A 17,869-nucleotide genomic window follows, 5' to 3' on the forward strand; every position below is an offset into this window, starting at 1 on the left:
TCACCGCTGAGTGGTTTAGACCAGGATAGCTGGCTTCATCCGGGCGAAAACGCGCTGACCTCGGTGATCATCGTCACCGGGAAGGGATGTTTACGGTGTGAAACCGGAAACAAGAGCGATACGCGAGGCAACCCTCGGCGGCTGGAACCGGCCGTCTCCAGTCGGCGCCGCCCGTCAGGACGGCCCGTCCCCCCGGTCAAGATCCGGGCCACCGCCTCCCCGCGGACCGGTCAGCGGCGGTGGATCACGGCCGGCCGTTCAGGAGCCGCCGGACGTACGGGCCGCGCGGCCGAGCACCGAGGGGGCCTTGCCGCCCTCGATCAGCAGGGACAGCAGCGTCTCGTCGCGCTCGTCGCCCTTGCCGTCCAGGCGCTGCGCCCACGCGACGACCGCGTAGTGGCCCATCGCGAGGCCCCGCGCCATCCCGTACCCCTGCCCGAACCGGTCCACCTGCGCGGACCCGGCGGGCAGCGGCAGGACGAAGCCCGCGCCGCGGCCGTCCCCGATGGCCTGGACGACCCGGTCGGAGTCGGGCGCGGACGCCAGGTTGAACACCGTCACCGACACCGCGTAGCCCCGCCGGGTGTCGGCGTACGTGGCGCGTCCGGCCTGCGTGCAGCGGCCCTGCCGCAGCGCGCCCGCGGTCGCCGCGCCCCAGACGGCGGCGGCGCAGTCGCGGTCGAGCCGCTTGGCCCGCAGCGCCGGGCGCGCCCGGCCGTCCGGCGTCGTGATCGTCCTGGCCTCGGCGGGGAACAGCTCGTGCTCGGTCAGCGGGGCCCCGTCGCTCGTCCGCGCCGCGATCGTCCGGTACGCCTGCGTGGACGGGGAACTGGAGTACGAGTCGGGCGACGGGCCGGTCGCCGCGGCGCGCCCCATCGGCGGCAGCGCCGCCCTCGGCGCGTGCGCGGCCCCGCCGCCCCCACCGGACCCGGTGACCAGCACCAGGACGAGCACCCCGACCAGAACGACGCCGAGCGCCCCGGCCGCGCCGAAGTACACCCGCGGCCCCAGCCCGCCGAGCAAGCCGCCCGACGGCCCCCCGCGCTTCGCACCCCGCCGAGCGGTCCTGGCCGGCGGCGGCGACGGTGACGGCGGCCCGGCCTGCGCCGAGGATTCCCCGTAGTCAGCCTCTCCCTGGTACCCCTGATCCTGCTGGTAGCCGAGGTCGTGCTGGTACTCAGGCTCCTGCTGATACCCCGGGTCGTACGGATACTCCTGGGCCTGCTGGTACTGCTGGTAGGCCGGATCCTCGGCGTACGCCGGGTAGGCCGGGTCCTCGTAGGCGGGCTCCTGAGGGGCCTCGTACGGGACGTCCCGGCTCGGGCGGCGGCGGTTCTCGGGGCACGGCCCTTGGGCCGTTTGGCACGGTCCTTCGGGGCCCGTTCCTTCGGGGCACGGCCCTTGCCGCCGCGCCCACCGCGACCGCCGCGCGAGGGCGGGGGCTGGGCCGGGGACTCGTCCGGGTAGGGCGGCTGCGGCCGGGCGGCGTCCTCGTCACGCGCGGGCGGACGCCCGGCGGCGTCGCCGCGGCCCGGACGGGGCGCGGACGGCGGCGTGCGGCGGGGGCCTCCGGCGCGGCGCGGCGCTCCCCTGCGCGGGGCGGGCTGCCGCCCTCCCCCGCGGGTCACCGGTCCGCGCCTGGGGCCGCCTCGGCGGCCGGGCTCATCGTGCTCCACGACCGCGCAGACTACTGCCTGCCGGCCGTGCGCGCGGCGCCGCGCCGCGCCCCGGACGCCGGGACGGCGCGCCCGCCGGTCACCCGAACCGCCCGTACACGAAGTCGGCGGGCCGCTCGATCGCGAGGCTGGCCTCGATCAGGTCGTTCAGCGACCGGGGCTGCGCGCCGCCCGCCCGCTGCACCCAGGAGACCACCGCGTAGTGCCCGTAGGTCTTGGCGTACGCGGCGCTGAACCCGGAGCCGAACGAGGGCGCGCCCGGAGCCTTCAGCGGCAGCACGAACCCGGCCCCGGTGGCGCGGTCGAGGTCGCGCAGGATCTGCTGGACGCCCTCCTGGCTCTCCAGGTTGATCATCATGAACTGCCCGGCGAACTGCTTGTCGGAGCTGAGGTACGCGCCGCGGGCGATCTGCGTGCAGCCGTGTTTGGCGAGGTCGGCCTGGAGCCGCGGGCCCCACGTGACCGCCTTGCAGTCGGCGGAGACCTGCGACCCGGCGAGCGTGAACGAGAACCTGCCGGACTTGACGCTCTTGGCGTCGCCGCCGAAGACCTCGCCCTCGGTGAACGGCCGCTTGTCGGCGGCCCGGCGGGCCACCTTCGCCATGCCGTCGCCGTCGAAGTCGGGGGTGTAGGCGGTCGGCAGCACCTGCTTGCCGTTGCCGCCGTCGGCGGACTTGGAGTCGTCCCCGCCGCCGGTCAGCACCACCGCGCCGACCACGGCCGCGACGACCACGACCACGGCCGCCGCCGCGCCGTACAGCAGCTTCGGGTTGGGCCCCTTCTTCTTCCCGCCGCCGGACTCGTCCTCGGGCCAGAAGTCCCGGCCGCCCTCCGGGCGGTCCGCCTGCTGGGAACCAGTGTCACGCGCTCCGATCACAGTCCCGGAGCCTAGCGCCCCGGCCGCCCCCGGCGGGGCCAAAAGGCCGTTTCATCCGGATTCAATGCGGTCACGCCCCGTTGGTGCCGATGAGCGCGCCGACGCCGTACGTGATCGCCGCCGCGGCCGCCCCGAACGCGAACTGCCGCAGCCCGCCGAACCACCACGCCCGGGTCGTGACCCGCGACACCAGCGCCCCGGCCGCGAACAGCCCCGCCCCCGCGATCACCGCCGCCGGCCACAGGCTCGTGGCCCCCAGCAGGTACGGCAGGACGGGCAGGACGGCCCCGATCGCGAACGACAGGAACGACGACCCGGCCGCGAGCAGCGGCGACGGCAGCTCGCCCGGCGCCACCCCGAGCTCCTCGCGCGCGTGGATCTCCAGCGCGCCCTCGGGGTTGCGCGAGAGCTGCCGGGCGACCTCGGCGGCCGTCTCGGGGTCCACGCCGCGCGCCTCGTACACCTCCGCGAGCTCGCGCTCCTCGGCGCGGGGATGGCGCGCCAGCTCCAGGCGCTCCACCTCGATCTCGGCCTCGGCCAGCTCCGACTGCGACGCGACGGAGATGTACTCCCCGCCGCCATCGAGAACGCGCCCGCCGCGAGGCCCGCGAGCCCGGCCAGCAGCACGACCTTCTGGCTCGCCTGCCCGCCCGCGATCCCGGCGATCAGCGCGAAGTTGGAGACCAGCCCGTCCATCGCGCCGAACACCGCGGGCCGCAGCCACCCGCCCGTGACGTCGCGGTGCTGGTGGTGGTGTTCGGCGGACGCCCCGTTCCCTCGGTCACTGGGAATCCCTGACGGGCTCCCCTTTGCCGTCGGCCCCGGCGGTCTCCTTCTCCTTCACCGGCTCCGGCTCCGGACCGTCCTCGGCGGCCTCGGGCTCGTCCTGGGCCTTGTCCTCGGGCTCGGGCTCATCCGCCGCCGCGGCGCTCTCCGCTTCCGCTTCCGCTTCCGGCTCGGGCTCGGGCTCGTCGTCCTTGGGATCGGCCTCGGCCTCAGGCTTCTCGTCCGTCTCCGGCTCCGTCTCCGGTGCCGGTTCCGGCTTCGGCTTCGGCTCGGCCTTCTTCCGGAGGTCCACCTTCTCCGCGCCCTCGGCCTTGGGCCCGGCCTCCGGCTCCGAGTCGGTGCCGGTCCCGGCTCCGGCGGCCGGCGCCGACGCGCCGTCGTCGGGGACCGCGGGGACGTGGCCGAGGTCCTCGGGGCCGGTGAGCCTGCGCGCCCAGAAGAGGTACGCGATGGCGCCCACGAAGACGAGGACGGCCGTCCAGTCGTTCAGGCGCATGCCGAGGACGTGGTGGGCCTCGTCGATGCGCAGCGACTCGATCCAGAACCGCCCGAGGGTGTAGGCGGCCACGTACAGCGCGAACGTGCGGCCGTGCGTGAGCTTGTAGCGCCGTCCCGCCCAGATGACGAGGATCGCGACGCCGACGCACCACAGCGACTCGTACAGGAACGTCGGGTGGTAGGTCGCGACGTCGGCGTACTCGGGGTCGCGGGCGCCGCCCGGCAGCGTCGGACGGTGCGCGTAGTCGATCTTGAGGGCCCAGAACGTGTCGAGCGGGCGCCCGTACAGCTCCTGGTTCCAGTAGTTGCCCCAGCGGCCGATGGCCTGCGCGAGGGCGATGCCGGGGGCGATCGCGTCGCCGAGCGCGGCGACCGAGACGCCGTGCCTGCGGCAGCCGATCCAGGCGCCGAGCGCGCCGAGGACGACCGCCCCCCAGATGCCGAGGCCGCCCTCCCAGATCTTCAGCGCCTTCACCGGCTCGCCGCCGTCGCCGAAGTAGAGCTGGTAGTCGGTGACCACGTGGTACAGGCGCCCGCCGACCAGGCCGAACGGCACCGCCCAGACGGCGACGTCGATGATCACACCGGGCGCGCCGCCCTTGGCCGCCCAGCGCCGCTCGCCCAGCCAGACGGCGACGACGATGCCGATGATGATCATGATGGCGTAGGCGCGGACCGGGATCGGCCCGAGATGCCAGACGCCCTGTGAGGGACTCGGGATGAAGGCGAGCGGCTGCATGAGCGTTGACGTTACCGCCTCCGGCGGGCGAGGGCCGCACGTCCGCGATCAGGACGCGCGATCGTCTCCCGGCGGTCGCCCCGGGGCGCGCCCGTCACCGCGACGGCGACGCCGACCCGCCGGGCGCGGGAGCGTTCCTCCCGGCGTCCTGGACGGCCTTGCGGAGCGCGTCCGGCGAGGCCAGCGCCTCGTCGGCGATCTTCGCGCCGTTCAGCGCGAGGTGGGGGGTGCCGGTCACGCCGGCCTGCTGGGCGTGCGCCCCGGCCCGGTCGACCGCCGCGAGCCTCTGGCCGCCGTTCACGCACCGGGCGAACGGGTCGCCGGCGATCCCGGCCTTCCCCGCCCACTCGATCAGGTCGGCGTTGGAGAAGCCCTTGTCGCCCTCGGGCGGCTGGTGGCCGTAGATCCTGTCGTGGTACTGGACCCACCGGTCGGCGGGCGCGCACTCGGCGGCGTTGGCGGCGCGCCGGGAGTTGGACTTCAGCGGCTCCTGCCGGAAGAGCTGGAACGGCCGGTAGACGACCTTGGCCTTGCCCTGCGCGGCCAGCTCCTTGATCGTGGCGCCCAGGGTGTCCTCCAGGTGCCTGCACGCGGGGCACTGGAAGTCCTCGTACACCTCCAGCACCGGCGCGGTGACGCCCGCGGCGGCCATCGCCACCGAGCCGTCCGGCTGCCGGGCCGTCGGCGCCAGCGCCCCGCCGTAGGACGGGCCGGGGTCGTCGTCGCCCTGCCGCACGACCACCGTGACGACCACCACGGCGACGGCCGCCGCGGCCACGGCGCCGAGGACCACCAGCAGCAGCCGCTGCTTGCGCCGCCGCGCGGCGTCCGCCGCCCTCCGCTCCGCGAGCCGGTCCCGTGCGGAACGCTCTCTCCCGGCGTTGCTCATCGATCCCCCGATCGGCCTTGCCCCGCTGTTGTCGCAGGTAAGAGCGTAGTGGGGGGACCGTCCGGCGGCGGGTGGGCCGCGCCGTCGCGACGCCGAACCGGGCCGCCGTCCGCGGAACGGACGGCGACCCGGCGAACGAACTCGGCGGCCCGGAAAGGCGGCTCGGGCCGGACGGACGGGACGGGACGGACCGCGTCGGCGCGGCGTCCGTCCGTACGACCGGTCGGTTACTTGCCGGAGGCGGCGGTGACGGCGGCCTCCAGGGCCTTCGGGTTCATGATCTGGCTCTGGAGGTCGAGCTGCTTGCCGTCCAGGAAGACCGTCGGGGTGCCCTCGACCTTGCGGTCCTGGAGGGCGTACTTGGTCATCGCGTCGACCTGGGGCTTCTTCTGCATGTCGGTGACGCACTTCTCGAAGCCGGGGTCGGTGACGCCGACGTCCTTGCCCCACTTGGCGAGGTCCTTGGGCGCGAAGCCCTTCGAGCCCTCCTCCGGCTGGAACTTGAAGAGCGCGTCGTGGTAGGAGACCCACTTGTCGGCGGGCACGCAGAGCGCCGCGGCGGCCGACCGCAGCGAGTTGGTCTTCACGGGGTCGCGCTGCTGCCCGAACAGGTGGAACGGGCGGTAGACGACCTTGGCCTTGCCCTCCAGGGCGAGCTGCTGGACGGTCTTGCCGGTGGTCTCCTCCATCTGCTTGCAGATGGGGCACTGGAAGTCCTCGAAGATCTCCAGCACCGGCTTGGTCACGCCCTGCTTCGCCATCACGACCGACCCGTCGGCCTCGCGGGTGACCGGGGCGAGCTGCCCGGTGTGCGCCGAGGCGGTCTGGCCGCCCTTGTCCTCGCGGTTGAGGACCAGGACCGCGGCGACGACCACGACCGCCACCGCCACGACCGCGCCGAGCACGATGGCGAGCAGCCGCCGCTGCTTGTCCCGCGCCGCCTGCCGCTTGCGCTCGGCGGCCAGGCGTTCCCTCGCGGAGCGCTCCCGTGCGGCCTTGCTCATTGGATCTCCTATGCGTGGGGGGCCTCCACGCCGACGCGGCGCGGCCCGTTCCGGCGGGGTTTCCAGGAGGCTAGTCGACCTGGCCGATCCGGCGGAACTCGTCGAGCAGAACGAGGACGAACAGCAGGATAGTGATGCCGTGCACCCCGGTGCACCACAGGCAGACCTTGTGCAGCAGCGCCAGCTCCACCGTGACCAGGTAGACCACGAACAGCACGCCGACCGACGCGCTCGCGATCCGGCTCCAGCGCAGCAGGGGGTGCTCGGCGCGGAGGGCCCAGGGGGTGATCAGCACGGCGAACGCGACGAAGAACAGCAGCCCGAGCAGCGGCAGCGGGACCCCGGCGAGCTCGGAGTACTTGCTGGTCGTCACCGCGTGGCAGTCGACGGTGCTGCTGGCCGAGCAGACCAGGTTCACGTCGCTGTCGTAGTGCGTGATCGTGAGGTAGACCGAGATCCCGAGCCCGGCGAGCGTGAGCAGCCAGGCCGGGGCGAGGAACCAGAGCGGCCGGGCCGGGCCGGGGGCCGCCGCGCCGGCGTCCCGCGCCGTCGTCTCTTGCGTCATCGTGATCCTTCCGGGCCGGCACCCTGCGCTGGCGAACACTCACCCTACGGGAGAGCGGCCCCGCCACAAGCACGAACGGGGCGGCGGTGCCGGCGAGTTCCCGGCGGGCGCGCGAAGCGCCCGTGGAAGGTCGACGAAAGTCGTTCCACGGGCGCCCAACGTTTCGCGTCGCCGCAGGTCCTCAGGCGTTCCCGCGGACTCCGGCGGCCAGCTCGGCGGTCAGCTCGCGGACCCCGGCGAGGCCCGCCCGCGGGTCGGGGGCGTCGAGCAGGCGGCGGATGAACGCCGAGCCGACGATCACCCCGTCCGCGAACCCGGCGACCTCGGCGGCCTGCGCGCCGTTGCCGACGCCGAGGCCGAGGCCGACCGGCAGCGTCGAGCCGTTCTTGGCGAGGACGGTGCGGGTGCGCTCGACCAGGCGCGGCGCGCCGGTGTCGACGGCGGCGCGGGCGCCGGTCACGCCCATCAGGGACGCGGCGTACACAAAGCCCCGGCACGCCTCGGTGATCGTGGCGATGCGCTCGTCGGTGGAGCTGAGCGCGACCAGGAACACCCGGTCGAGGTCGTGCGCGTCGGCGGCCTCCAGCCACGGCCCGGCCTCCTCGGGCGTGAGGTCGGGCGTGATCAGCCCGGCCCCACCCGCCGACGCCAGGTCGCGGGCGAACGCGTCGACGCCGTAGTGGTCGACCGGGTTCCAGTAGGTCATCACCAGGGTCGGGACACCGGTCGCGGCGACCGCCTCGACGGTGCGGAACACGTCGGCGACGCGGATCCCGCCGACGAGCGCCTGGTGGACGGCGTCCTGGATGGTCGGGCCGTCCATCATCGGGTCGGTGTAGGGCAGGCCGATCTCGATGACGTCGCAGCCGCCGTCGACCATCGCCTTGGCGGCCTCGACGGCGCCGTCGTAGGTCGGGAACCCGGCGGGCAGGTAGCCGACCAGCGCGGCGCGGTCCTCGGACCTCGCCCTGTCGTACGCGGCGCGGACGCCGTCGCGGCCGTTCACTCGGCCCCTCCCTCGGGCATCAGGCCGAAGTAGTCGGCGGCCGTGTGCATGTCCTTGTCGCCGCGGCCCGACAGGCACACCACGATCGTCGCGTCCGGGCCGAGCTCCTCGCCGACCTTGATCGCGCCGGCCAGCGCGTGCGCGGACTCGATCGCCGGGATGATGCCCTCGGTGCGGCACAGCAGCGAGAACGCCGCCATCGCCTCGGCGTCGGTGATCGGCCGGTACGCGGCGCGGCCGGAGTCGTGCAGCCAGGAGTGCTCGGGGCCGACGCCGGGGTAGTCGAGCCCGGCGGAGATCGAGTGGGACTCGATGGTCTGGCCGTCCTCGTCCTGGAGCAGGTAGGTGCGCATGCCGTGGATGACGCCGACCGAGCCGCCGGAGATCGTGGCGGCGTGCCGTCCGGTCTCGACGCCGTCGCCCGCCGCCTCGAAGCCGTACAGCGCGACGGTCTCGTCGGGGATGAACGCGTGGAAGGCGCCCATGGAGTTGGACCCGCCGCCGACGCAGGCGACCACGGCGTCGGGCAGGCGGCCGGTCAGCTCCAGCACCTGCGCGCGGGCCTCGACGCCGATCACGCGCTGGAGGTCGCGGACCATCATCGGGAACGGGTGCGGGCCCATCGTGGAGCCGACGCAGTAGTGGGTGTGGTCGACGGTGGCGACCCAGTCGCGGAACGCCTCGTTGCAGGCGTCCTTGAGGGTGCGGCTGCCGGTGCGCACCGGGACCACCTCGGCGCCGAGCATCCGCATCCGGGCGACGTTGAGGGCCTGCCGCTCGGTGTCGACCTCGCCCATGAACACCGTGCACTCCAGGCCGAGGAGGGCGGCGGCGGTGGCGGTGGCGACGCCGTGCTGGCCGGCGCCGGTCTCGGCGATCACGCGCCGCTTGCCCATCCGGCGGGTCAGCAGCGCCTGGCCGAGCACGTTGTTGATCTTGTGCGAGCCGGTGTGGTTGAGGTCCTCCCGCTTGAGGAGGATCCGGGCGCCCCCGGCGTGCTCGCCGAAGCGCCGGGCCTCGGTCAGCAGGCTCGGGCGCCCGGCGTAGCCGGCGAGCAGGTCGTTCAGCTCCGCGGTGAACGCGGGGTCGCGCATGGCGGAGGCGAACTCGGTCTCGAGCTCGTCGAGGGCGGCCATGAGGGCCTCGGGGGCGAACCGCCCCCCGTAGAGGCCGTAGTGGCCGCTGGAATCGGGCACGGCGGCGCTGGCACCGCGCGCGGCGTCGATGGTCATCTGGAGATCGTCCTGTCGTGCGAGAAGGGCCCGTCGGTCAGCGAGACGTCAGACGGGCGCACCATCGTTCGCGCAGCGGCTCGGGTTGCATGGCCGTACCCTACCGCCCGTCAGCCGCTCTGGCGGAGCGCCGGGTGCGCGCCCGCGGCGACGAGGTCGGCGACGGCGGCGCGCGGGTCGCGGCCGATGACCAGGCTCTCGCCGACCAGCACCGCGTCGGCGCCGCTGGAGGCGTAGGCGAGCAGGTCGTGCGGGCCGCGGACGCCGGACTCGGCGACCTTGACGACGTCCTTGGGGATGAGGGGCGCGACGCGCTTGAACACGTCGCGGTCGACCTTGAGGGTGCGCAGGTCGCGGGCGTTGACGCCGATCACCTTGGCGCCGGCGTCGACGGCGCGGGCGGCCTCGTCCTCGGAGTGCACCTCGACGAGCGGGAGCAGGCCGATCGACTCGGCCCGCTCGACCAGCGAGACCAGGGCGTCCTGCTCCAGCGCGGCGACGATCAGCAGCGCCACGTCGGCGCCGTAGGCGCGCGCCTCCCAGAGCTGGTAGGAGGTGACGATGAAGTCCTTGCGCAGGACGGCGACGTCGACGTTGGCGCGGACGGCGGCGAGGTCGTCGAGGCTGCCGCCGAAGCGGCGCCGCTCGGTGAGCACGCTGATCACCTTGGCGCCGCCGGCCTCGTAGTCGCGGGCGAGCGCCGCCGGGTCGGCGATCGCGGCGAGCGCCCCCTTGGACGGGCTGCTGCGCTTGACCTCGGCGATGACCGACACGCCCTGGCCGCGCAGGGCCGCGAGCGCGTCGCGCGCGGGCGGGGCCGCCGCGGCCTTGTCCTTGAGTGCCTCCAGCGGCACCTCGCGCTGCCGGTCGGCGAGATCGGCCCGGACGCCGTCGATGATCTCGTCGAGCACGTTCGGGCTTCGCTCGCTCACGCCTGGGCCCCCTATGGTCCGGTCGATCCGTGCACCGATGGTAGCCGCACCCTCCGACGCTCCCCGCACCCGGGAGGGGGGTCGGGAGCGGACAAACGGCCTTATGGAGCAAGAACGTGGGCAAACGGCAAATTCCGGACGATCCAGAACGCGGCGATGACCGCCACGAGCCCGTACACCGGCCGGGGCCGCAGCAGGACGCTGTGCATCGCGGCACCGCGCGCGCTCAGCACGGCCCAGCGCGCCCACAGGTACACCGCGAACGGGATCAGCAGGAACAGCAGCGGGTTGGAGCCGAACGCGGCCCCGACATCGCCGTGCGCGAGGTCGTTCACCATGCGCAGCCCGCCGCATCCGGGGCAGTAGAGCCCGGTCATGAACAGGAAGGGGCAGGTCGGGTAGTGGCCCTTCTCGTGCGGGTCGAGGAACGCGACCAGCAGCGTGCCCGCCGCGACGCCGCCCAGCACCCCGTACGGCGCGTACCGCCCCAGCCGCGGGACGACCCGCGCCGCGCCCACCCGCGAACCAGCCACGTCCCCACCCTAATCCCCGGGCCACGTCTCCCTGGCCTGGCGGGCGGAGGGCTCAGGCGTCGAGGACATAGCCGACGCCGCGGACCGTCCTGATCGGGCTGCCCTCGCCCAGCTTCGCCCTGAGCTGGGCCACGTGGACGTCGACCGTGCGGCTGCCCGCGCCCGCGCCGGGGCCCCAGGCGGCGTCGAGGAGCTGCTCGCGGGTGAACACCCGGCCGGGGTTGCCGATCAGGAACCGCAGCAGGTCGAACTCGGTGACCGTGAGCGGAACGCTCCGCTCCTCCACCCAGACGGTGCGGGCGGCCGGGTCGACCGTGACGGGCCCGGCGCGCAGCAGGCCCGGCACGTCGGGCCCGCCGCCCCGGCGCAGGGCCTCGGCGACCGCGCCGACCAGCACGCGCGGGCCGAACGGGCGGACGACCCGGTGGCCGCCGAGCACGCGCGCCACGGCCGGGTCGACCGGGCCGACGACGGCGATCACCGGCGCCGGGCGGGCGGCGTCGCAGGCGCGCCGGTAGAGGTCGGCGGGCAGCGCGGACGTGGACAGGTCCAGCACGACCGCGTCGGGACGGATCCGCTCGGCCGCGGCCGGGGCGTTGGACGGCTCGGGCTCGATCTCGACCTCGAACCCCTCCCGGGCGAGGTAGCGGCGCTCCAGCTCGGCGACGGCGGGCTCGTGCTCGGCCACCAGGACCAGGCCGCCTCCGTCGGCGCTCATGGCCGGCGTTCGCGGGACGCGCGCGCCTCCGCCGCCGCGCCGGGCTCCGCGGAGTCCGGCGCGGGTTCGGGCGATGGCTCGGGGCCGGGCGCCGGGCCGGTTTCGGGGGTCGGCGCGTCGGTCGGGTCCTCGCCGCGGTCGAGCGACTTCCACAGGCTGGACGGGTCGTCGTCCTCGACCGCCGGGGCCGCGCCCGCCGCCGTGCCCGCGGCGGCGCCCCGCGTCCGGGCGGCGGGGGCCTGGCGCTCGTACCGGGCGGACATCCCGGGCCAGCGCGCGCCCCGCGCGAACGTGACGAGGCCGCCCGCGGCGAGCAGCACTCCCCCGGCGGCCGACACCAGCCACCACTGGTTGACGCTGACGGCCGGATGCGCGCCGAGCTTGAGCAGGGCGCTCTTCTCGCCCGCGACGTCGAGCACGTGGCCGCGGCCGGTCGCGGTCACCGACGCGTAGACGATCGCGGCGCCGAACGCCGCGATGAGCGCGCCGACGAGCGAGCGGGTGCGCCCGCGCGTGGCGAACAGCGCGGCGAGCCCGGCGAGCCCGGCCCAGCCGAGGGCGCTCGCGGCGCCGCCGAGATCGCGGCCGGTCAGGTCGAGCGCGAACGGCGTGATGGCGTCGCGGGCCTTGACCCCGGCCCAGGGGCGCCCGGCCGACAGCAGCGCGAGGCCGGCGCCGGCGGCGCAGAGCAGCGCGGTCAGGCCGCGCTCACGCCCGGGGGACGCCACGGGTCATGCACCGTCGGCGGAGGCGGGCCGTTCCCCGGTCACGGCGTCCAGCACGTCGGCGTCCCAGCAGGTGCGGTCGCCGGTGTGGCAGGCCGCGCCGACCTGGTCGACCTTCACGAGGATCGCGTCGGCGTCGCAGTCGAGCGCGACGGACTTGACCCATTGCTGGTGGCCGGACGTCTCGCCCTTCACCCAGTACTCGCGGCGGCTGCGGGACCAGTAGGTGCAGCGGCCGGTGGTGAGGGTGCGGTGCAGCGCCTCGTCGTCCATCCAGCCGAGCATGAGCACCTCGCCGGTGTCGTACTGCTGGGCGATGGCGGGCACGAGGCCGTCGGCGTCGCGCTTGAGACGGTCGGCGATCTTGGGGTCCAGATTGGACGGGCGAGCGGACATGGGTTCCATTGTGCCGGGTCGCGCGCGGTGGGCCGACACCGGTTTTCACCTGGGGGCCAACGAAAGGGCCCGCCTTCCCCGGAGAGGGAGGCGGGCCCAGACGTACGACTACGGGTGTTACAGGGGGACGACCTGGTCGGCCTGCGGTCCCCGGTTACCCTGCGTCACCTCGAACTGGACGCGCTGGTTCTCGTCCAGAGTGCGGTACCCGGAGGCCTGGATTGCCGAGTAGTGCACGAAGACGTCCGGTCCGCCGCCGTCCACGGCGATGAATCCGAAGCCCTTCTCGGCGTTGAACCACTTCACGGTGCCCTGCTGGGGCATGTCTTTCTCCTTGCGGCAAAACATGGGCCCACACCTCGCGGGCCCAGCGCGGTCGCTGCGGAACGCCCTCGCCCCCCGTACGGTCCCGGAAAAGCCAAAACGCCCGCTGCCATCAGTCCGCGGGCGTCTGGACAAACGATCGAGAACCACGACTGCAACCGACGGCCCCACCGTATCACCGGTTCCGCGTAAAGCGGAGGAACCGCAAGCCCGATGATTCACCTCTCGGCGAACCCCGCCGTTACCAGGCTGTTAAAGGCTCCAACCGGTCTCGGTCAGGGTCTTGACAGAGTCCGTGGGCCCCGTCACGCGGACGCGCGCGACGTCCGTCCGGCCGAGCGACCACAGGACGAGTTCGCCTACGGGGCCGTGGACCCGCACGGGCCCGCGGGTCTCGCGCGGCCCGCCGCGCCGGGCGCCGGAGACGCGCGCGCCCCGTCCGTCCGGACGGACGAGAGTCACGTCGATTGGCACTTTCTTTAGGACAAACCGGGCAATTTTTATCCGTCGCCACAGCAGTTCCTCAAGCGGCGGCGGCAGGTTCCTGGGCTCCCAGTCCGCACGCGCGCGCCGGACGTCCTCATGGTGAACAAAGAACTCAACCGTGTTGGTGTTTTTGTCCACGACCGTAACCGCGTAGGGGAGAACTTCGGAGGTCCCTGGCGAATCCGTTCGACCAGCCTCCCGAACGGCACGGAGCGGGCCGCCCGCCGCCGGACGCGCTCGGTGTAGAAGGCGAGCGGCGGCAGCAGGATGCCGGGGGCGGCGTCGGGGCGCGTCTCCCGGACGACGAGGTGCGCGGCGAGGTCCGCGGCCGTCCAGCCCGCGCACTTGGTGGGGGCGTCCGGCCCGGCGAGGTCGAGGGCGTCGCAGAGCAGCAGGCGTTCGTCCCGGGCGGGGTTGGCGGACCCGCCGCCGTGCCGGGCGGCCCGACCGGCTCCGGCCCGGCCGGCCTCCGCACCGGCGGTTCCGGGCGCGTCCCGGGCGGTTCCGGGGGCGTCCGGCGCCTCGCCTGGCTCAGGCGTGCTCATGGGGCGATCGTAAGCGGTGGACCACGGGACGGGAATATCCGCCCGATCCGGATGGTAGGCATAGCGAGCCCACATACCCCTGCGATCCGGTGCGTAGCCCCGCGATCCGGACCCGCCAGGGGTGCCGCCCCCGGGCCGTCCGAGATCGAGGAGTTCGCCGTGCCACCAGGGTCCAGACGTGTGAGCCCGCATGTCCTGCGGGAGGGGATGGGCGTGCTGTGGGTCGCCGTCAAGGCCGAGCCGCGGGTGTTCGCGGTCTCGGTCCTCGCGAGCGCGCTGTACGCCGCGATGACCGTCGCCACCGCGCAGGTGCTGGGCTGGGTGACCGAGCACGTGATGCTCCCGGCGTTCCGGTCGGGGCACACGACCGCGGGCGCGCTCTCCGGCGCGGCGGCGGCGATCGTCGGCGTGGCGCTGTTCAAGGCGCTCGGCGTCGCGGGCCGCCGGTACTACGCGGGGCTGATGCAGTACCGGATGCAGGCCAGGTACCGGCGCGAGGTGACCCGGCAGTACCTGCGGCTGCCGCTCGCCTGGCACCACCGGCACCCGACCGGGCAGCTGCTGTCCAACGCCAACGCCGACGTGGAGGCGGCCTGGGCGCCGATCGCGCCGCTGCCGATGGCGGTCGGCGTGGTGTTCATGCTGCTGATCGCGGCGGTGTCGATCGTGGCCACGGACGCCGCGGTGGCGGTCGTCGGGTTCCTGGTCTTCCCGGCGATCGCGCTGCTGAACGTCGTCTACCAGCGCAGGCTGTCGCCGGTCGCGACCCGCGCGCAGCAGTTGCGCGCCGAGGTCAGCGAGGTCGCGCACGAGAGCTTCGAGGGCGGCCTGGTCGTCAAGACGCTCGGCCGGGAGGGCTCGGAGACCGAGCGGTTCGCGGCGGGCGCGGAGGCGCTGCGCGACGCGAACGTGGCGGTCGGCCGGGTCCGCGGCCTGTTCGACCCGATCCTGGAGGCGCTGCCGAACCTCGGCGTCCTCGCCGTCCTGCTGATCGGGTCGGTGCGGCTGGAGTCGGGCGCGATGAACGCCGGGGACCTGGTGCACGTGGCGTACCTGTTCACGCTGCTGGCCTGGCCGATCCGCGCGCTCGGCTGGGTGCTGGCCGAGGTGCCGCGCAGCGTCGTCGGCTGGACGCGGGTGCGCGGCGTCCTGGACGCCGGGGGTTCGCTGCCGTTCGGGACGGACGGGCTCGACGCCGGGCGGGCCGCGGCGCTGGAGGTCAGCGGGGTCCGCTTCGGCTACGAGGCGCCCGGCGGCGACGAGGGCGCCGGGCGGGACGTCCTGCGGGACGTGTCGTTCGGCGCCTCGCCCGGCCGTACGGTCGCGCTCGTCGGGCCGACCGGGTCGGGCAAGTCGACGCTCACCTCGCTGCTGGTCCGGCTCGTGGACCCGGCGGTCGGGACGGTGCTGCTGGACGGCGTGGACGTGCGCGACGTCCGGCGGGGCGGGGTGGCGGAGGCGGCGGCGCTCGTCCCGCAGCAGACGTTCCTGTTCGACGACACGGTGCGGGGCAACGTCACGCTCGGGCTGGAGCTCCCGGACGAGCGGGTCTGGGAGGCGCTGCGGCTCGCGCAGGCCGACGGGTTCGTGGCGGCGCTCCCCGGCGGGCTCGACACCAAGGTCGGCGAACGGGGCGCGACGCTGTCGGGCGGCCAGCGGCAGCGGCTCGCGCTGGCCCGCGCGCTGGTCCGGCGGCCGCGGCTGCTCGTCCTGGACGACGCGACGTCCAGTGTGGACCCGCAGGTGGAGGCGCGGATCCTGCGCTCCCTGCGGGAGGCGCAGGCGGCCGAGGGCGGCGGCGGCGCGACCGTGATCGTCGTCGCGTACCGCAAGGCCACGATCGCCCTCGCCGACGAGGTCGTCTACCTGGAGCACGGCACGGTCGCCGACCGCGGCGCCCACGCCGAGCTGCTGGAACGGTCCCCGGGCTACCGCGACCTCGTCAACGCCTACGAGCGCGCCGAGGCCGAGAGGGACGGGGCGGACGGCGCGGGCGCCGTGGAAGAGGCCGTGGAGGCCGTCGAAGGCGGGGAGGGAGCGTTCCGATGACCGCACTCAGCGACATCTCCGTCCGGGAGGGCGCGATCAGCACGCTGCGGCGCGGGCTCAGGCTGAGCCCGGAGTTCCGGGCGGGGCTGGCCGGGACGCTGCTGCTGGCGCTGGTCGCGACGGCGGGGCGGATCGTCGTCCCGATCGCCGTGCAGCAGACGATCGACAAGGGGCTCGGGGACGCCGGCTCGCCCGACGTCGGGTTCGTCCGCACGGCGGTGCTGCTGTGCGCGGTGGCGGTGCTGCTCACCGCGCTCAGCGCGTACGCGATGAACGTGCGCCTCTACAAGACCAGCGAGGGCGGCCTCGCCGCGCTGCGGATCAGGGCGTTCCGGCACGTGCACGACCTGTCGATGCTCACCCAGAGCGGCGAGCGGCGCGGCGCGCTCGTGTCGCGGGTGACGGGCGACGTGGACCAGATCAGCCAGTTCATGCAGTTCGGCGGGCTGATGTTCATCGTGTCGCTCGGGCAGCTCGTGGTCGCCAGCGTGCTGATGCTCGTCTACTCGTGGCCGCTCGCGCTGCTGGTGTGGGCGGCGTTCCTGCCGCTGACGTTCGCGCTGCGGCGGTTCCAGCGGCTGGTCTCCGCCGCGTACACGCGGGTGCGCGAGCGGATGGGCGACCTGCTGTCCGCGGTGAGCGAGTCGGTCGTCGGCGCATCGGTGATCCGGGCGTACGGCTCGGAGGAGCGGACGGCGCGGAAGGTCGACGCGACCGTGGACGAGCACCGCAGGGCGCAGACGCGGGCGCAGGCGCTCGTCGCGATGACGTTCCCGGCGAGCGAGATCGTCGCCGCGGTCGCGACGGCGGCCGTCGTCGTCGCGGGCACGCTGCTGGGCGTCGGCGGGCACCTGACCGCGGGCGAGCTGGTGGCGTTCCTGTTCCTGGTGACGCTGTTCGTCAGCCCGATGCAGACGGCGACCGAGGTGCTGAACGAGGCGCAGAACGCCATCGCCGGGTGGCGGCGGGTGCTCGGCGTCCTGGACACCGTCCCGGACGTGGCCGATCCGGGCGACGGCGGCGAGACGCTGCCGCGCGGGCCGATCGAGGTGCGGTTCGAGCACGTCGGGTTCGCCTATCCGGAGGGGCCGCCCGTCCTGCACGACGTGAACGTGGAGATCGCGCCGCGCACGCGGGTGGCGGTCGTCGGGCAGACCGGCTCGGGCAAGACGACGTTCGCCAAGCTGCTGACGCGGCTCATGGACCCGGCGTCCGGCCGGGTGCTGGTCGACGGCGTGCCGCTGGACCGGGTGCGGTTCTCGTCCCTGCGGGAGCGGATCGTGATGGTGCCGCAGGACGGGTTCCTGTTCGACGCGACGCTGGCGGACAACGTCCGTTACGGCAGGCCGGGCGCGACCGACGAGGAGCTCTCGCGGGCGATGGCCGAGCTCGGCCTCGCCGACTGGCTGGAGGGCCTGCCGCTCGGCCTCGCGACGCCGGTGGGGCAGCGCGGGGAGTCGCTGTCGGCGGGCGAGCGGCAGCTCGTCGCGCTCGCCCGCGCCTACGTCGCCGACCCGGACCTGCTCGTCCTGGACGAGGCGACGTCGGCGGTGGACCCGGCGACGGAGGTCCGCATCCAGCGCGCGCTGGACGGGGTGACGCGCGGGCGCACCGCGATCTCGATCGCGCACCGGATGTCCACGGCGGAGGCGGCGGACGAGGTGATCGTGTTCGACGCCGGGCGGATCGTCCAGCGCGGGCCGCACGCCGACCTCGCGGCCGAGCCGGGGGTGTACGCCGACCTGTACGCGTCGTGGATGGCGCAGCGCGAGATCTGAGCGGGTCCCGGGCGCCGCCCGCCCGCCGCTGCTCCGGGCGGCGGCGGGCGGCGCGGGAGAGCCGGCGGAACGGATGTGACTGCCTGGGGTAAAGCACTTGCCCGTTATCTG

17 protein-coding genes and 1 pseudogene are annotated in these 17,869 nt (G+C 74.5%); 2 read left to right on the forward strand and 16 right to left on the reverse strand.

Features of this window, described 5'->3' with window-relative positions; all coding sequences use genetic code 11:
- Window positions 1–258: 258 nt before the first annotated feature.
- The 16 genes and pseudogenes from GEV43_RS00525 to GEV43_RS47780 all read right to left on the reverse strand — a co-directional run bounded on the left by GEV43_RS00525 (window position 259) and on the right by GEV43_RS47780 (window position 13,931).
- Window positions 259–1,023, reverse strand: coding sequence for a hypothetical protein (locus tag GEV43_RS00525; protein WP_160819025.1), 765 nt, complete (start codon window positions 1,021–1,023; stop codon window positions 259–261).
- Window positions 1,024–1,755: 732 nt separating this feature from the next.
- On the reverse strand, window positions 1,756–2,553 hold the full coding sequence (locus GEV43_RS00530) for a hypothetical protein (protein WP_160819026.1): 798 nt from the start codon (window positions 2,551–2,553) through the stop codon (window positions 1,756–1,758).
- Between the two features lie 70 nt (window positions 2,554–2,623).
- A pseudogene (locus GEV43_RS00535) lies at window positions 2,624–3,249 on the reverse strand (VIT1/CCC1 transporter family protein).
- An 85-nt stretch (window positions 3,250–3,334) separates the two neighbouring features.
- The gene (gene lgt, locus GEV43_RS00540) at window positions 3,335–4,576 is read right to left on the reverse strand and encodes a prolipoprotein diacylglyceryl transferase (RefSeq protein ID WP_160819027.1); all 1,242 of its coding nucleotides are present in this window, start codon (window positions 4,574–4,576) and stop codon (window positions 3,335–3,337) included.
- A 94-nt stretch (window positions 4,577–4,670) separates the two neighbouring features.
- Entirely contained in the window at window positions 4,671–5,465 is a 795-nt protein-coding gene (locus GEV43_RS00545) for a thioredoxin domain-containing protein (protein WP_160819028.1), read from the reverse strand.
- A gap of 227 nt (window positions 5,466–5,692) precedes the next feature.
- A complete protein-coding gene (locus tag GEV43_RS00550; RefSeq protein ID WP_160819029.1) occupies window positions 5,693–6,469 on the reverse strand; it encodes a thioredoxin domain-containing protein in 777 nt (258 codons plus the stop codon).
- 70 nt (window positions 6,470–6,539) lie between these two features.
- Window positions 6,540–7,034 carry a vitamin K epoxide reductase family protein gene (locus tag GEV43_RS00555; RefSeq protein ID WP_160819030.1) on the reverse strand — a complete coding sequence of 165 codons (495 nt, stop codon included), beginning with the start codon at window positions 7,032–7,034 and terminating at the stop codon, window positions 6,540–6,542.
- A 181-nt stretch (window positions 7,035–7,215) separates the two neighbouring features.
- A complete protein-coding gene (trpA, locus tag GEV43_RS00560) occupies window positions 7,216–8,040 on the reverse strand; it encodes a tryptophan synthase subunit alpha (RefSeq protein WP_160819031.1) in 825 nt (274 codons plus the stop codon).
- Window positions 8,037–9,272, reverse strand: coding sequence for a tryptophan synthase subunit beta (gene trpB / locus GEV43_RS00565; protein WP_160819032.1), 1,236 nt, complete (start codon window positions 9,270–9,272; stop codon window positions 8,037–8,039). Before trpB ends, trpA begins: the two co-directional genes overlap by 4 nt.
- 110 nt (window positions 9,273–9,382) lie before the next feature.
- Entirely contained in the window at window positions 9,383–10,204 is an 822-nt protein-coding gene (gene trpC / locus GEV43_RS00570) for an indole-3-glycerol phosphate synthase TrpC (protein ID WP_309239369.1), read from the reverse strand.
- Between the two features lie 101 nt (window positions 10,205–10,305).
- Window positions 10,306–10,737: a DUF2752 domain-containing protein gene (locus GEV43_RS00575; RefSeq protein ID WP_309239370.1), complete on the reverse strand. Its 432-nt coding sequence runs from the start codon at window positions 10,735–10,737 to the stop codon at window positions 10,306–10,308.
- Between the two features lie 52 nt (window positions 10,738–10,789).
- On the reverse strand, window positions 10,790–11,455 hold the full coding sequence (locus GEV43_RS00580) for a response regulator transcription factor (RefSeq protein WP_160819033.1): 666 nt from the start codon (window positions 11,453–11,455) through the stop codon (window positions 10,790–10,792).
- Entirely contained in the window at window positions 11,452–12,183 is a 732-nt protein-coding gene (locus GEV43_RS00585; RefSeq protein WP_160819034.1) for a Trp biosynthesis-associated membrane protein, read from the reverse strand. The genes GEV43_RS00580 and GEV43_RS00585 overlap by 4 nt, the downstream gene beginning before the upstream one ends.
- 3 nt (window positions 12,184–12,186) lie before the next feature.
- On the reverse strand, window positions 12,187–12,576 hold the full coding sequence (hisI, locus tag GEV43_RS00590) for a phosphoribosyl-AMP cyclohydrolase (protein ID WP_206681029.1): 390 nt from the start codon (window positions 12,574–12,576) through the stop codon (window positions 12,187–12,189).
- 117 nt (window positions 12,577–12,693) lie between these two features.
- Window positions 12,694–12,900: a cold-shock protein gene (locus GEV43_RS00595; protein WP_160819036.1), complete on the reverse strand. Its 207-nt coding sequence runs from the start codon at window positions 12,898–12,900 to the stop codon at window positions 12,694–12,696.
- 500 nt (window positions 12,901–13,400) lie between these two features.
- Window positions 13,401–13,931: a maleylpyruvate isomerase family mycothiol-dependent enzyme gene (locus GEV43_RS47780; protein WP_206681030.1), complete on the reverse strand. Its 531-nt coding sequence runs from the start codon at window positions 13,929–13,931 to the stop codon at window positions 13,401–13,403.
- A 207-nt stretch (window positions 13,932–14,138) separates the two neighbouring features.
- Here GEV43_RS47780 and GEV43_RS00605 point away from each other — a divergent pair, with 207 nt between their 5' ends.
- Both GEV43_RS00605 and GEV43_RS00610 read left to right on the forward strand, forming a co-directional pair.
- Window positions 14,139–15,980, forward strand: coding sequence for an ABC transporter ATP-binding protein (locus tag GEV43_RS00605; RefSeq protein ID WP_241683164.1), 1,842 nt, complete (start codon window positions 14,139–14,141; stop codon window positions 15,978–15,980).
- A complete protein-coding gene (locus tag GEV43_RS00610; protein ID WP_160819038.1) occupies window positions 15,977–17,758 on the forward strand; it encodes an ABC transporter ATP-binding protein in 1,782 nt (593 codons plus the stop codon). Before GEV43_RS00605 ends, GEV43_RS00610 begins: the two co-directional genes overlap by 4 nt.
- Window positions 17,759–17,869 lie beyond the last annotated feature (111 nt).

Source organism: Actinomadura sp. J1-007 (assembly GCF_009793335.1).
Taxonomy (GTDB): Bacteria; Actinomycetota; Actinomycetes; order Streptosporangiales; family Streptosporangiaceae; genus Spirillospora; species Spirillospora yumaensis.

Excerpts from the sequence above, each read along its gene's own strand:
- GEV43_RS00555 (WP_160819030.1), bottom strand. The coding sequence starts at position 7,034 with ATGACGCAAGAGACGACGGCGCGGGACGCCGGCGCGGCGGCCCCCGGC.
- GEV43_RS00610 (WP_160819038.1), top strand. The coding sequence starts at position 15,977 with ATGACCGCACTCAGCGACATCTCCGTCCGGGAGGGCGCGATCAGCACG.
- GEV43_RS00595 (WP_160819036.1), bottom strand. The coding sequence starts at position 12,900 with ATGCCCCAGCAGGGCACCGTGAAGTGGTTCAACGCCGAGAAGGGCTTC.
- GEV43_RS00550 (WP_160819029.1), bottom strand. The coding sequence starts at position 6,469 with ATGAGCAAGGCCGCACGGGAGCGCTCCGCGAGGGAACGCCTGGCCGCC.
- GEV43_RS00580 (WP_160819033.1), bottom strand. The coding sequence starts at position 11,455 with ATGAGCGCCGACGGAGGCGGCCTGGTCCTGGTGGCCGAGCACGAGCCC.
- GEV43_RS00545 (WP_160819028.1), bottom strand. The coding sequence starts at position 5,465 with ATGAGCAACGCCGGGAGAGAGCGTTCCGCACGGGACCGGCTCGCGGAG.
- lgt (WP_160819027.1), bottom strand. The coding sequence starts at position 4,576 with ATGCAGCCGCTCGCCTTCATCCCGAGTCCCTCACAGGGCGTCTGGCAT.
- trpB (WP_160819032.1), bottom strand. The coding sequence starts at position 9,272 with ATGACCATCGACGCCGCGCGCGGTGCCAGCGCCGCCGTGCCCGATTCC.
- hisI (WP_206681029.1), bottom strand. The coding sequence starts at position 12,576 with ATGTCCGCTCGCCCGTCCAATCTGGACCCCAAGATCGCCGACCGTCTC.
- GEV43_RS00605 (WP_241683164.1), top strand. The coding sequence starts at position 14,139 with ATGGGCGTGCTGTGGGTCGCCGTCAAGGCCGAGCCGCGGGTGTTCGCG.
- GEV43_RS47780 (WP_206681030.1), bottom strand. The coding sequence starts at position 13,931 with ATGAGCACGCCTGAGCCAGGCGAGGCGCCGGACGCCCCCGGAACCGCC.